The sequence below is a fragment of the Streptomyces sp. NPDC093064 genome, assembly GCF_044754605.1.
GTDB lineage: Bacteria > Actinomycetota > Actinomycetes > Streptomycetales > Streptomycetaceae > Streptomyces.
This window is the reverse complement of record NZ_JBIVPK010000054.1, coordinates 1-12,081: the sequence shown is the minus strand read 5'-3', so window position 1 is coordinate 12,081 and position 12,081 is coordinate 1. Positions and strand designations below refer to the sequence as shown.

Sequence of the window (12,081 nt, the reverse complement as noted above, 5' to 3'; positions counted from 1 at the left end):
GCCGGGGTCGATTACCGCGCGGGTCATGCCCGCGCGGTCACGGACTGTCGCCCTTTCGGCCACCTGGCGTGATGAATATGCCAGGAGACTGGCTGGAAAGTCGTGGTGACAGTGGTTCAGTAGTGAACATACTCGAATTCAGGGGCACTTCACCGCATAAAAGCCGTACGCAGGGCGAGGCGGGGCCGGCCGGGCGGCGACGCTACGGGGGAGGAGCAGTGCACGACGAATTCCTGTGCCATGTCACCGCGTACGGGGTGTGCGACGGCCGCCGCATCGGCGTACCGCTCGGCACCTACCGGGCGCCCACCCTGGCCCTGGCCCTGTGGTGGCTGCGTGACCGCGCCTCCTGGATCGCCGAGCGGCTCGACCCCGGCCCTGACACCCCCCATGTCCCGCCGGGCGCTCTGGTCCCGGTGCCGGAGTCCGTGCCCGACGTCCCCGGCATCCTGCGGGCCTGGTGCGCCGACGTGGCTCAACAGGGGATCGCGGCCGACGAGTTGACCGAGGGAAGGCTGGTACGGATCGCCGCCAGCGACGAGACCACGGAGTACGAACTGCTCGCCGAGTCGGTGGACGCCCTGCGCATGCACCGGACCCTGCCCGCGCTCGTCATGCCGATGGCCTGACCGCCCGGTGACGTGACCGGTGCGCCGGCAGAGCACCCAGGAAGCCCGTGACCAGACCCCACAGGGCGGCCAGGCCCAGCGCACCCCAGAACCGGGGACGCAGCAGCAGCTCTCCGGAGAGGTTGCCGCCCACGTCTCCGATGCCGAGGAGCGACAGACCGTAGTGCGCGGAGATACGGCCCACGGCACAGATCGTCAGGACCGTCAGCACCAGGGCGACGGCCATGCGCAGGGCGTGCCGCGAGGCCGGCGTCCCGGCCGGGGAACGCGCCGCCATCAGGAACGCGGCACCCAGCAGCAGCACCGCGTCCACGACCACCAGCCACCACACCCGGCCGTCGTGCTCGGCGAGCGTGCGCAGGTTGAGCGTGGAGACGTCCGGGGTGCGCAGCACCTCGTCGAGCAGCCGCGGCATCGGCAGCCCGAACGGGCCGTCCACCCGGCCGTCCCAGGTGGCTCCCAGGCCGATGGTGAACACCGGCCAGACCACGTTCGGCAGCCCGAGCAGGATCACGGCGAAGTGCTCCGCCGGGCGCCCGCGGGTGGCCGCCGTCACCAGCGCGACGACCAGTCCCACGGCCACGCACGCGAGCAGCAGGGCCACCATGGCGTACGCCGCCGGACGTACCGACTCCCGCCATCGCAGCAGCCGCGTCGGCAACGGCGCCCCGGGTGCCACCAGCAGGGCCAGTACCAGCACGCCCGCCAGCCACAGCAGCCCGAAGACCACGGTCAGCGGCACCTGCGCGGCGAAGCCGACCTCCGGCGCGGCGCCGAACAGGCCGCCGACGACGCCGAGCACCCCGTTGCCCAGGTCGATGGCGAAGGTCTGCCGGGCGCCCAGTGCCAGACCGATCAGCGCGAGCAGCCACAGGACGGCGATCCGGGCGGCCCACCCGGCCAGTTCCCGCGCCCCGGCCACCGCACGGTGCCGCAGCGGCCGCAGAAAGCCCGCGGCGACGACGAGCGCGCCGGTCAGCGTGACCGACAGCGGCATCACCGTGATGCCCGCGTGGGTCCGGGCGAGGCCGCCCGCGTCGCCCGACAGCTCCACGCTGCCGCCGACCGCCGTCACCAGGGTCGCGGCGACCACCCGGGGGAAGGCGTTGTCGGGGAGGCCCGCCGCACCGGCCGCCCACAGCCCGAGCGCGGCGACCACACCCATGGCCACCACCGCGGCCAGTACCGTGGCCAGGGCCTGTGCCCAGCCGTGGCGGGCCGCCGACGGGACCGGGGTGCTCACGGGGCTCACACCGCAACGCTATGCAGGACCCCGGCGCCGCGCCTGCCGGAAGGTCCGTCCGCGTCCGCCGGCGGGCGGGGACTGCCGGGCGCGGCTCGGGGTAACAGCACAGGTGCAGCAGTGTCCGGCCTGGCCGGCTTCCCGAGAGAGACACGCATGACCGACCATCTGGACGGGGCAGTGATAGCGACTGGCTTCGACGTTCCCGTGGAACCGCTTCGGCGGGCGACGCACTACACCGGCGAACCGGGTTGCATCGCCGAGGCGCGTTCCTTCGCCGCGCAATTCCTGGAGCAGCTCAGGACCGAGTGGTGCGCCGAGATCGGCCGCCGCTGCGGCGACGCGCTCATGCTGGTGGTCAGCGAACTGGTCACCAACGCCGACCGGCACAGCGACGGGCCGTACATCCTGGAACTGGAGGGTACGGACAGCGCGGTGAACGTGTGCGTGTACGACAGCAGCGCCGTACTGCCCCGGCGCTTCCCCCGGGATCCGCGGCGCGTGGGCCGGCACGGCCTGGAGATCGTGCACGCGCTGGCACTGGAAGTGAGCGCGGAACGCGTCCCGGTGGGCAAGCGGGTCCGCGCGCTGGTCGAGCTCGGCGGCGAGTGACCGGCGCGCGACGGGCGCGAGCGACCGGGGAGTGACGGACGCGTGACCGGCGCGGGCGCGCCGGTCGCAGCACTAGGCGCAGCCCAGTTCGCCGAGCATGCCCTGGCGGAGCTGGGTGATGATCCGCTTGATCAGCCGGGAGACGTGCATCTGCGAGCAGCCGAGCCGTTCGCCGATCTCCGCCTGGGTGGCCTCCTCCACGAACCGCAGATGGATGATCTCCCGGTCGCGTTCACTGAGCCCGGCCACCAGCGGCGCGAGGGCGTGGAAGTCCTCGACCAGCCTGATCCCGTCCTCCTCCACGCCGATGAAGTCGGCGAGCACCGCCTCGCCGTCCTCGGGTCCTTCACCGGTGAGGGCGGCGTCCAGCGACGCGGAGTTGTAGCCGTTGGAGGCGATCTGGGCCTCGACGACCTGGTCCTCGGAGATGTTCATGAGCGTGGCGAGCTCGGCGACCGTCGGGTCCCGGTCCAGGCGGCTGGACAGTTCCTCGCGGGCCCGGGCCAGTTCCACCCGCAGCTCCTGAAGCCGCCGCGGCACGTGCACCGCCCACGTGGTGTCGCGGAAGAACCGCTTGATCTCGCCGACGATGTAGGGCAGGGCGAAGGAGGTGAACTCCACCTCGCGCGACAGCTCGAACCGGTCGATGGCCTTGATCAGGCCTATCATCCCGGTCTGGACGATGTCCTCCATGTCGTCGCCGCGGTTGCGGAACCGGCCGGCCGCGAACCGCACCAGCGACATGTTCATCTCGATGAGCGTGTTGCGGGCGTACTGGTACTCGTGCGTGCCCTCGTCGAGTTCGGTCAGGCGCCGGAAGAAATGGCGGGACAGTTCGCGCGCGTCACGCGGAGCGACCGACCGTGGGTTCTCCACCCCCGGCAGCGGCTCGCCACCCGTCACGGCCTCCCGGGTCTCCTCGACCGCTGCCCCGGACCGGATCACGGTGGTGTCCATCGCCTCTCCCACGTAAGTCACGGTTCGCCCTCTGCCTCGTCGGCCTGCGTACGTCTGTTCCGGCGCCGGTGGCACCGAGCGGTTGCGCGACCCCCGGGTACCCGGCCCGCCGGAATGTATGCGCGCCGCCGGCCTCGGGGGGGTCGTGCTCCGCTCCCTGCCTGCCGGGCTGTTGGAGCTGCGGATACCCGGAGTGACCCGGCACATGCCCTTCGTGTGCCGGGCGGCGCGAATTCGCCGGTACGAGACGGGGATGAAGGGGGATGAGGGGGAGGCCGGGCCGCGAATTCACCCAGGGCGCAACCGCCCTCCCTTCCGCCCGCGTTCGGGACTCCTAGGCTGAGGGGATGAGCGAACGAGCGCCGAACCAAGCCCGCGTCATCCCCTTGCGCCCGCCGGCCGCGCGCCCGGGGCCGTCCCGTCCGGCACCCGAACGCCCCGCGCAGGGCCGCACCCCGGCGGCGGCGCCCAGGGAACCCCTCTGGCGCGATCTCGTCGGCGACGTCCTGCGCCGCGAGCGGCGGGCGCAGGAGCGCACGCTCAAGGACGTCGCGGACGCGGCGCGGATCTCGATGCCGTATCTGTCGGAGATCGAGCGCGGCCGCAAGGAGGCCTCCTCGGAGGTCCTCGCGGCCGCGGCGCAGGCGCTCGGCTTCGGCCTCGGTGACCTGCTCTCACTCGCCCAGGACGAGCTGGCGCGGACCGCACGAAGCGGCGCCGTGCGCGGCCGCGGCCCGTCCGTCCCCCGTTACGACGGACTCTGCCTGGCCGCCTGACGGCCGCACCCGGGCCGGTGCCTCGGAGCCGCGAGCCGGACCCGCGGGAGGCGCCGGCCCGCGCGGGTCAGACCCGCGCGAGGCGCCGGCTCAGCACCTCGTCCGCCAGCCCGTACGCCACCGCCTCCTCGGCGGTGAACACCTTGTCGCGGTCCATGTCCGCGCGCAGCGTCGCCGCGTCGTGGCCGGTGTGCCGGGACAGCACCTCCTCGACCTGGGAGCGGATCCGGCTCATCTCCCTGGCCTGGACCGCCAGATCGGAGACCGTGCCCTGCCGGCCGCCGGTGGCCGGCTGCCCCAGCAGCACCCGGGCGTGCTCCAGCACGAACCGCCGCCCCGGGTCGCCGCCCGCCAGCAGCACCGCCGCCGTCGAGGCCGCCTGCCCCACGCAGAACGTGGAGATCGGCGCCTGCACGAACGTCATCGTGTCGTAGATGGCCATCAGCGAAGTGAACGATCCACCGGGCGAGTTGAGGTAGATCGCGATCTCCTGGTCCGGAGCCGCCGACTCCAGGTGGAGCAGTTGGGCGATGACCACGCCCGCGACGCCGTCGTCGATCTCGGTGCCGAGGAAGACGATGCGTTCGTTCAGCAGCCGGCTGAACACGTCGTAGGACCGCTCACCCTGCGCGGTCCGCTCGACCACGTACGGAACCGTGTACGACCCCATGTCACAACCCCATCCGCCCGCGCGAGTGGGCCGGGCGGATGTCGGCGAGCGACTCCACCACCCGGTCCACCATCCCGTACTCCATGGCCTGTTCGGCGGTGAACCAGCGGTCCCGGTCGCCGTCTCGCGAGATCGTCTCCTCGCTCTGCCCGGTGTGCTCGGCGGTGATCCGCTCGATGGTCCGCTTGGTGTGCTCCAGGTTCTCCGCCTGGATCTCGATGTCCGCGGTGGTGCCGCCGATGCCCGCCGACGGCTGGTGCATCATGATCCGCGCGTTCGGCAGCGCGAACCGCTTGCCGTGCGCCCCCACCGCGAGCAGGAACTGGCCCATGCTGGCGGCGAATCCCATCGCCAGTGTCGACACGTCGTTCGGGATGAGCCGCATCGTGTCGTAGACGGCCAGCCCCGCGGTGACGGATCCGCCGGGGCTGTTGATGTACAGGGCGATGTCGGTGCGCGGGTCCTCGGCCGACAACAGCAGCAGTTGGGCGCACACCCGGTTGGCCGACACCTCGTCGACCTGGGTGCCCAGGAACACGATCCGCTGGGCGAGCAGTCCGGCCGCGAGGTCGTCGTCGAACCGGCTGGGCGGGGTGTCGTGCTCCTCGGCGCGCGGCGCGAGCGCGCCGGGTGAGAGCAGTGCGGTCGGTGGGGTCATCGGGTCTCCTTGTCGTGGCACGGATGCCGTCGACCCCACTGTCGGCCCGGAGCCACCGCCGCGTACGGTTTCTCTGCCGGTGGCAGATTCGCCACCGGCAGAGCGTCCCGGTCAGCCCTTCTCGCGCAACTGCCGGAAGAACGCCCGCACATCCGCGACCAGCAGGTCCGGCTCCTCCATCGCCGCGAAGTGCCCGCCTCGGTCGAACCGCGTCCACCGCACGATGTTCTCGGTGCGCTCCGCCCTGTGCCGCAGCGGGACCTGCAACTCGGCGGGGAAGAGGGCGACCGCGGTCGGCGCGGTCGACGGCTCGGCGGGCGCGGCGGCCCGGCCGGAGGCGTGCGCTCGCTCGTAGTAGATCCGCGCGGACGAACCGGCCGTCCCGGTCAGCCAGTACAGCATCACGTCGGTGAGCAGCCGGTCCCGGTCGACGGCCTCCTCGGGCAGCTTGTCGGAGTCCGTCCACTCGCGGAACTTCTCGACGATCCAGGCGAGTTGGCCGACCGGCGAGTCGGTGAGCGCGTACGCCAGGGTCTGCGGGCGGGTCGCTTGCAGCACCGCGTAGCCCGTGCCCTCCCGCTGCCAGGCGTCCCAGCGCCGCCACGACGCGAGCGTCCGCTCCCGCTCCTCCGAGCCGAGCCCGGCCAGCTCCTCCCCGGTCGGCTCGGTGGACTGCTGCGCGCCCGGCAGCAGATTCAGGTGGACGCCGATCACCCGGCCGGGGTGGGCGCGGCCCAGCTCGCGGGAGATCGCCGCGCCCCAGTCGCCGCCCTGCGCGCCGAACCGCTCGTAGCCGAGCCGCCGCATCAGCTCGGCCCATGCGTCGGCGACCCGTCCCGCCTCCCAGCCCCGCTCGGTGGTGGGCCCGGACAGCCCGAAGCCCGGAATGGTCGGCAGCACGACGTGGAAGGCGTCGGCCGGGTCGCCGCCGTGGGCGGCCGGGTCGGTGAGCGGGCCCACGATGTCGAGGAACTCGACGATCGAGCCCGGCCAGCCGTGCGTGACGACCAGCGCGGTGGCGTCCGGCTCCGGGGAGCGGATGTGGGCGAAGTGCACGTTCGCCCCGTCGATCGTGGTCGTGAACTGCGGCCACCGGTTCAGCAGCGCCTCGGCCGCCCGCCAGTCGTAGTCGTGCCGCCAGTACCGTACGAGCTCGCGCAGGTAGCCGACGGGAACGCCGTAGTCCCAGCCCGCGCCCGGAAGCTCGTCCGGCCAGCGGGTGCGGTCGAGGCGGTCGTGGAGGTCGTCCAGATCGCTCTGCGGGACGCTGAGCCGGAAGGGCCGGATGCCGTCGGCGGTCGGTGACGTCGTCATGCCCGCGATGCTAGTTCGGGGCCGCCGAAGCACCCGCGGATTTTCTCCGGATCCGCCGATGAGTTTCGCGGCGCGGGCCGGTCGATACACATGACCGCGTCGCACACTCCAGGAGGAACCCGTGGCCACCGAAGGATTCACCACCTGTCTCTGGTTCGACGGCCAGGCCGAAGAAGCCGCCCACTACTACGTCTCGATCTTCAAGAACTCCACCATCGGGCGGATCGGCCGCTACACGGAGGCCGGGCCCGGCCCGGCCGGATCGGTGATCGCGGTCGACTTCGTGGCCAACGGCCAGAGGTTCGTGGCGCTGAACGGCGGTCCCCAGTTCACGTTCAACGAGTCGATCTCCTTCCAGATCTACTGCGAGAGCCAGGAGGAGATCGACCACTACTGGACCAAGCTGACCGAGAACGGCGGCGAGCCCGGCCCCTGCGGCTGGCTCAAGGACAAGTACGGCGTCTCCTGGCAGGTGGTCCCGGCCAAGCTCATCGACATGATCGGCGACCCCGACGCCGAGAAAGCGGCCCGCACCACGCGGGCGATGCTCGCCATGCGCAAGCTCGACATCGCCGCCCTGGAAAGGGCCTACGCGGGCGAGTGACGGCGGGCGGCGGGGCCGGTCCACCCATCCGGGGGAGTGGACCGGCCCCACCCTTGCGTGCACGGGCCTGGCGCGAGGTGCGGGCCCCCGGTCAGGACAGGTCGTTCACCAGCACCGCGGCCCCGTCGAACCGGCCGGCCTTGAGGTCCTCCAGCGCCTGCGGGGCCCGGGAGAGCGGATAGGTGTGCGTGGTGGCGCGCACCCCGTGCCGGGCGGCCAGGGCGAGGAAGTCCCGGCCGTCCTCGCGCGTGTTCGAGGTGACGCTGCGCAGTTCCTTCTCGTAGAAGAGCTCGCTCTCGTAGCGCAGCGGCGGTGTGTCGCTCAGGTGGATGCCGGCCACCGACAGGACGCCGCCGCGGTCGAGGGCCCGCAGCGCCACGGGCACCAGATCGCCCACGGGGGCGAACAGGATCGCGCTGTCCAGCGGCTCGGGGGGCACCGCGTACGCGTCCTGGGCCGAGGCCGCGCCCAGCTCCAGCGCGAGCCGCCGCGCGGTCGCCCCGCGGGTCATGACGTGCACCCTCGCGCCCTCCGCGAGTGCCACCTGCGCGCACAGGTGGGCGCTGCCGCCGAACCCGTACAGGCCGAGGCGCCCGCCGGGCGGCAGCGCGGCCCGGCGCAGTGCCCGGTAGCCGATGATGCCCGCGCACAGCAGCGGCGCGAGCGCGACGTCGTCGACCTCGCCGGGCAGCCGGTAGGCGAAGGCGGCCGGGACGGTCGTGTACTCGGCGTAGCCGCCGTCGGCGTCCCAGCCGGTGTACCGGGAGGCCGGGCACAGGTTCTCCGCGCCGCGCAGACAGTACGCGCAGGTGCCGTCGGTGCGGCGCAGCCAGGCCACGCCCACCCGGTCGCCGGGCGCGAAGCCGTTCACCGCCCGGCCCTGACCCGCGACCACGCCCACGACCTCGTGGCCGGGTGTGACCCCGGGCCTGTGCACCGGCAGATCGCCCTCGGTCACGTGCAGATCGGTGCGGCACACCCCGCACGCGCGCACGCGCACCAGCAGCTCGTCGTCCCCCGGCACGGGAATCGGCTTCTCCGCCAGCCGCAGCGGGCCCTCCTCCACCGGCCGGGGCCCGGTCACCGTCCACGCCCGCATCGTGCCGTCCGCCATCTCGCGCCCCGTCCGCCGAAGGCCGCCCGGTCCACCCGTGTCCGGTACACCTCTGTCCGTCCCAGTGTGGAACAGGCGGGCCCGCTCAGCGCGCGACCGGACCCGGCAGTCACTAGCGTGAGGACGGGAACACATCACCGAACGGGAGAGGGCGACGGCCATGGCGGTACGACCCGAGGGAACCCCCTGCTGGGCCGATGCGATGTTCAGCGACCTCGAGGGGGCCAAGAGCTTCTACGCCGACGTCCTCGGCTGGACTTTCGGCGAGTCCTCGTCGGAGTACGGCAACTACACCCAGGCCTACGCGGACGGCAAGGCGGTGGCCGCCGTCGTACCGCCCATGCCCGGGCCGGAGGGGCAGTCGCAGTGGTGCCTGTACTTCGCCTCGCCGGACGCCGCCGCCACCGCCCGCAGGATCCGCGACAAGGGCGGCGAGGTGCTGATGGAGCCCATGCAGGTCGGCGACTTCGGCACGATGTGCCTGGCCCGGGAGCCCAGCGGCGCCGTGTTCGGCGTGTGGCAGGGCGGCACCCACGAGGGCTTCGAGGCGACCGCGGTGCCCGGCGCCTACTGCTGGGCGGAGGTCTTCACCCGCGAGCCAGCGAAGGCCGACACCTTCCTCTCCGCCGTCTTCGGCTACACCGCCAAGCAGCTCCAGGACGAGGCGATCGACTTCCGCCTGTTCGACGTGGGCGGCGAGACGGTCCTCGGCCGGATGACGATGACGGACGACTTCCCGCCTGAGGTGCCGTCGTACATCAACGTCTACTTCACCGTCGCGAACTGCGACGACGCCGTCGCCGCCGCGACCAGCCGGGGCGGTGTGCTGCGGTTCGGTCCGCACGACAGCCCCTTCGGCCGGTTCGCGGCGCTCACCGATCCGCAGGGTGCGAACTTCTCGGTGATCGACATCACCACGACGCAAGGGGAGAAGCCGCAGGCCGCGGACGTGTCCTAGGCGGCGGTCCGAAGGGCCCGGCCGGCGTGGCATGATCGGGCCCATGCGTGAACGTGTGGTGGCCGCCTGCGACGGGGCGTCGAAGGGAAATCCGGGTCCGGCGGGCTGGGCGTGGGTCGTCTCGGACGACGCCGAGACCCCCGCCCGCTGGGAGGCGGGAGCGCTCGGCACCGCCACCAACAACGTCGCCGAACTCACCGCGCTGGAGCGGCTGTTGACGGCGATCGACGCGGACGTGCCACTCGAGGTGCGGATGGACTCGCAGTACGCGATGAAGGCCGTGACCACCTGGCTGCCCGGCTGGAAGCGCAACGGCTGGAAGACGGCCGCGGGCAAGCCGGTCGCCAACCAGGAACTGGTCGTGCGGATCGACGAACTGCTCCAGGGCCGCTCGGTCGACTTCCGCTACGTGCCCGCCCACCAGGTCGACGGCGACCCGCTGAACGACTTCGCCGACCGGGCGGCCAGCCAGGCGGCGAGCGTGCAGCAGTCCGCGGGCAGCGCCCTCGGCTCGCCGGAGCCGCCGCCCGCCGCCCCCGCGTCCGCCGCACCGCGCCGCCGCGCGAACGGGACCAAGACGGCACGGCCGCGCGCCGGCGACGCCTCGTCCCGCACGATCAAGGCGAAGTTCGCCGGCCGCTGCGTGTGCGGCCGCTCCTACGCGGCCGGCGAGTCCATCGCCCGCAACGACCAGGGCTGGGGCCACCCGGAGTGCCGCACGGCGGCCGCCGGATAGCCCCGGTCGGCGCGCACGGGGCGCCGACCCCCGCGGTCGCCGCCGGCGCTTCTGCCCGGGTGAGCACCCGGAGCGGCCCGGCCCGCGCGGGCGGACCGCTGATGACAGACTGTCGCCATGGACGAACGTGAATTCGGCAGGTCGCACCAGCACGCGTCGGTCGTCGGGCTCGGCACCTGGCAACTGGGCGCCGACTGGGGCGACGTGGACGAGAAGGAAGCCCTCTTTGTCCTGGAGGCGGCCGCCGAGTCGGGGGTGACCTTCTTCGACACGGCCGACGTCTACGGCGACGGGCGCAGCGAGTCGGCCATCGCCAGCTTCCTCGCCGGCCGGCCGGACCACCACGTGCTGGTCGCCACCAAGATGGGCCGGCGCGTCGACCAGATCCCGGAGAACTACGTCCTGGACAACTTCCGCGCCTGGAACGACCGTTCGCGACGCAACCTGGGCGTCGACCGCATCGACCTGGTGCAGTTGCACTGCCCGCCCACCCCCGTGTACTCCAGCGACGCGGTGTTCGACGCGCTGGACACCCTGGTGGAGGAGGAGCGGATCGCCGCCTACGGTGTCAGCGTGGAGACCTGCGCCGAGGCGCTGACGGCGATCGCCCGGCCGAACGTGGCCAGCGTGCAGATCATCCTCAACCCGTTCCGCATGAAGCCGCTGCGCGAGGTGCTGCCCGCGGCGCGGGAGGCGGGCGTCGGCATCATCGCCAGGGTGCCGCTCGCCTCCGGGCTGCTGTCGGGCAAGTACACCAAGGGCACCGTCTTCGCCGCCGACGACCACCGCACCTTCAACCGGCACGGCGAGGCTTTCGACCAGGGCGAGACCTTCTCCGGCGTCGACTTCGCCACGGGCGTGGAGGCCGCGGCCGAGTTCGCCGCGCTCGCCCCCGAGGGCTGGACCCCGGCCCAGCTCGCGCTGCGCTGGATCATCCAGCAGCCCGGCGTCACCACGGTCATCCCGGGCGCCCGCTCACCGGAGCAGGCACGCGCGAACGCCGCCGCCGGGAAGCTGCCCCCGCTGGGCGAGGAGACCCTCGCGGCGATCCGGGACCTCTATGAGCGCCGGATCAAGGACCAGGTGGAGGCCCGCTGGTAGCAGCGGGTCGGGAACCGCTCGCTGGGGAACCCGCACGACACAGGGGCCGGGCCGGGAGGCGGGCCGGCCCCGGGGGGCCGGAAGCCGGGAGGCGGGATGGCGGTGACGGGAGACGGTGACGCGGGGCGCCGGGGGCGCCACGAGACCGAGGAGGAGCGGGCGGACCGCAGATGGGTGGAGCTCATCCAGGAGGTGCGGGTGGCCCAGACGGGTGTGCAGATCCTCTTCGGCTTCCTGCTCACCGTCGTGTTCCAGCCGAAGTACGACCACCTGAGCCACACCGACCAGGTGATCTACGTCGTCACCGTCGTCCTCGGCGCCGCGACGACCGGCGCGCTCACCGGCCCGGTGTCCCTGCACCGTCTGGTCGCCGGGCGCCGGATCAAGCCCCAGGCCGTGGCCTGGGCCTCGCGGCTGACCTTCGTCGGCCTCCTCCTGCTGCTTGCCACCATGACCTGCTCCCTGCTGCTGATCCTCAGGGTGGCGACGCACGGGGGGTTCGTGTCCTGGCTGGTCGCCGCGGTGGTGGCCTGGTACCTGCTGTGCTGGTTCGCGCTGCCCCTGTGGACCCTGCGCCGCCACACCACTCGGTGAGGCGGCGGCACCGAGTGCTGTGGATGTACTCGGGTGATGCGACAACGCGGCTGGGGGTCCCCCCTGCTCGAAGAGCTTGGGGGAGCCGTGCCGGGCGTCGCGAGCCGGTGAACCT

At 72.7% G+C, this 12,081-nt stretch carries 14 protein-coding genes; 8 read left to right on the top strand and 6 right to left on the bottom strand.

Annotated elements, in window-relative coordinates; translation table 11 throughout:
• Positions 1–218 precede the first annotated feature (218 nt).
• Positions 219–629, top strand: coding sequence for a hypothetical protein (locus tag ACIQFZ_RS36440; RefSeq protein ID WP_361410730.1), 411 nt, complete (start codon positions 219–221; stop codon positions 627–629).
• Here ACIQFZ_RS36440 and ACIQFZ_RS36435 read toward each other — a convergent pair.
• A complete protein-coding gene (locus ACIQFZ_RS36435) occupies positions 613–1,794 on the bottom strand; it encodes a streptophobe family protein (RefSeq protein ID WP_402693241.1) in 1,182 nt (393 codons plus the stop codon). The genes ACIQFZ_RS36440 and ACIQFZ_RS36435 overlap by 17 nt on opposite strands.
• A 234-nt stretch (positions 1,795–2,028) precedes the next feature.
• On the opposite strand from ACIQFZ_RS36435, the gene ACIQFZ_RS36430 reads away from it, so the two are divergent.
• The gene (locus tag ACIQFZ_RS36430; protein WP_365426046.1) at positions 2,029–2,484 is read left to right on the top strand and encodes an ATP-binding protein; all 456 of its coding nucleotides are present in this window, start codon (positions 2,029–2,031) and stop codon (positions 2,482–2,484) included.
• A gap of 72 nt (positions 2,485–2,556) precedes the next feature.
• Here ACIQFZ_RS36430 and ACIQFZ_RS36425 read toward each other — a convergent pair whose 3' ends face one another.
• Entirely contained in the window at positions 2,557–3,441 is an 885-nt protein-coding gene (locus ACIQFZ_RS36425; protein WP_365775871.1) for an RNA polymerase sigma factor SigF, read from the bottom strand.
• A 347-nt stretch (positions 3,442–3,788) separates the two neighbouring features.
• Here ACIQFZ_RS36425 and ACIQFZ_RS36420 point away from each other — a divergent pair, with 347 nt between their 5' ends.
• Positions 3,789–4,217: a helix-turn-helix transcriptional regulator gene (locus tag ACIQFZ_RS36420; protein ID WP_361410721.1), complete on the top strand. Its 429-nt coding sequence runs from the start codon at positions 3,789–3,791 to the stop codon at positions 4,215–4,217.
• 67 nt (positions 4,218–4,284) lie between these two features.
• On the opposite strand, the gene ACIQFZ_RS36415 is transcribed toward ACIQFZ_RS36420, so the two are convergent.
• The 3 genes from ACIQFZ_RS36415 to ACIQFZ_RS36405 form a co-directional block, all read right to left on the bottom strand.
• On the bottom strand, positions 4,285–4,887 hold the full coding sequence (locus ACIQFZ_RS36415; RefSeq protein ID WP_365426042.1) for an ATP-dependent Clp protease proteolytic subunit: 603 nt from the start codon (positions 4,885–4,887) through the stop codon (positions 4,285–4,287).
• Position 4,888: 1 nt separating this feature from the next.
• A complete protein-coding gene (locus ACIQFZ_RS36410; protein ID WP_365426040.1) occupies positions 4,889–5,545 on the bottom strand; it encodes an ATP-dependent Clp protease proteolytic subunit in 657 nt (218 codons plus the stop codon).
• Positions 5,546–5,656: 111 nt separating this feature from the next.
• Complete coding sequence (locus tag ACIQFZ_RS36405) at positions 5,657–6,859, bottom strand: epoxide hydrolase family protein (RefSeq protein ID WP_365426038.1); 1,203 nt, start codon at positions 6,857–6,859, stop codon at positions 5,657–5,659.
• 121 nt (positions 6,860–6,980) lie between these two features.
• Between ACIQFZ_RS36405 and ACIQFZ_RS36400 the strand changes: the two genes are divergently transcribed.
• Entirely contained in the window at positions 6,981–7,463 is a 483-nt protein-coding gene (locus ACIQFZ_RS36400; RefSeq protein ID WP_365426036.1) for a VOC family protein, read from the top strand.
• A gap of 91 nt (positions 7,464–7,554) precedes the next feature.
• Here the strand turns inward: ACIQFZ_RS36400 and ACIQFZ_RS36395 are convergent, their stop codons facing one another.
• Positions 7,555–8,562 carry a zinc-binding alcohol dehydrogenase family protein gene (locus tag ACIQFZ_RS36395; RefSeq protein WP_376653013.1) on the bottom strand — a complete coding sequence of 336 codons (1,008 nt, stop codon included), beginning with the start codon at positions 8,560–8,562 and terminating at the stop codon, positions 7,555–7,557.
• Positions 8,563–8,737: 175 nt separating this feature from the next.
• On the opposite strand from ACIQFZ_RS36395, the gene ACIQFZ_RS36390 reads away from it, so the two are divergent.
• The 4 genes from ACIQFZ_RS36390 (at position 8,738) to ACIQFZ_RS36375 (ending at position 11,966) form a co-directional block, all read left to right on the top strand.
• On the top strand, positions 8,738–9,535 hold the full coding sequence (locus tag ACIQFZ_RS36390) for a VOC family protein (protein WP_402693229.1): 798 nt from the start codon (positions 8,738–8,740) through the stop codon (positions 9,533–9,535).
• A 43-nt stretch (positions 9,536–9,578) separates the two neighbouring features.
• The gene (locus ACIQFZ_RS36385; RefSeq protein ID WP_365775870.1) at positions 9,579–10,271 is read left to right on the top strand and encodes a ribonuclease H; all 693 of its coding nucleotides are present in this window, start codon (positions 9,579–9,581) and stop codon (positions 10,269–10,271) included.
• 117 nt (positions 10,272–10,388) lie between these two features.
• The gene (locus ACIQFZ_RS36380; RefSeq protein ID WP_402693228.1) at positions 10,389–11,372 is read left to right on the top strand and encodes an aldo/keto reductase; all 984 of its coding nucleotides are present in this window, start codon (positions 10,389–10,391) and stop codon (positions 11,370–11,372) included.
• Between the two features lie 96 nt (positions 11,373–11,468).
• Positions 11,469–11,966, top strand: a complete 498-nt coding sequence (locus ACIQFZ_RS36375; protein ID WP_402693227.1) for a DUF6328 family protein — start codon at positions 11,469–11,471, stop codon at positions 11,964–11,966.
• The last annotated feature ends 115 nt before the right edge of the window (positions 11,967–12,081 follow it).